Raw genomic sequence first — 1,056 nt, forward strand, 5'->3', positions numbered from 1 at the left:
TTTTCTGGAAGTAGATGACGATCAAGCATTTCAATTGTATTTGGGGTGTTGCTCGACGATTCTAATCTCTTGAATATAAGATAATTAATCGGTACAGCAATAACCACTGCAGACAATACGGAAACAGGTATGACCCAATCATTTGTCGATAGTTCTGTGTCATCTTTTAGTGTAACGCACTGTAACTTCTTTCCTTTTTCTAAACCGGATGGCTCTGTAAATAAATTATCTTTTCCTGTAACTGATAATCTTTCCATAAGAAGAGCGGGGTTAATCCTAAATTCATATCCTATTTTGCATCTACAATTTCCAGTTTTAGTGGCATTTGAATATGAATAAACTGATGATGTGATTTCATATGTTAAATCTTTATTTTTAATCTTACATTCAGTGCCTAACACATTAAAACTGCCAACAAACAGCAAACTTAAGGCATGTAATTTTATTATTTTGTAAATTTGCATCATAAACGCACCACTTAGTTTAACCGCAAAGAATGTATTTTTAACTTGACCCTTTAGGTCAAGTCAAAGTCAAAAATACATTCAATCTTTGAATCTTTGAATTTGGGTTCAAAGATTAGCCAGTGTTTATAATCTTTGGTTTTTGCTTAAGAAAACAGGTGAATTATGCATAAACAACTAACCTTTGAACAAAGGCATTATATCAAGAAGTGGAGCGAAATGAAAGAGGCTGCTGTACAAGCCCCAAAATAATTCATAAAAATACCCTAATCCAAAAATAGAAATCAAAAAAACACAAAAACCCCAACTGGTATAATGATTTCAACCAAAAAACAGTTTCACCAATTGGGTGAAAACACAAATATAAAACCCCAACAATTTAAGACAACAAATTAAGATTTCTTATTTCGAACGAGTTAAACTTAACCCAACAATTCGGAGTAAAAAACGAACAAACTATTCATCAGCATTCAAGACTAAATTAGTTCTTGAGCTGTTACAAAATGAAAGCACTTTGGCGCAGATTGCCAGCAAGCATAACATCTTGCCACAAAACTGTAATGGTCTAACAATCTTAGACACAAAGATAGCC

At 32.9% G+C, this 1,056-nt stretch carries 1 protein-coding gene; it reads right to left on the bottom strand.

The window, feature by feature from the left end; translation table 11 throughout:
• The coding region (locus BAZSYMA_RS04240; RefSeq protein WP_143243098.1) for a hypothetical protein at window positions 1-467 on the bottom strand (467 nt) is incomplete at its 3' end.
• Window positions 468-1,056 lie beyond the last annotated feature (589 nt).

The sequence above is a fragment of the Bathymodiolus azoricus thioautotrophic gill symbiont genome, from assembly GCF_001298715.1.
Lineage (GTDB): Bacteria > Pseudomonadota > Gammaproteobacteria > PS1 > Pseudothioglobaceae > Thiodubiliella.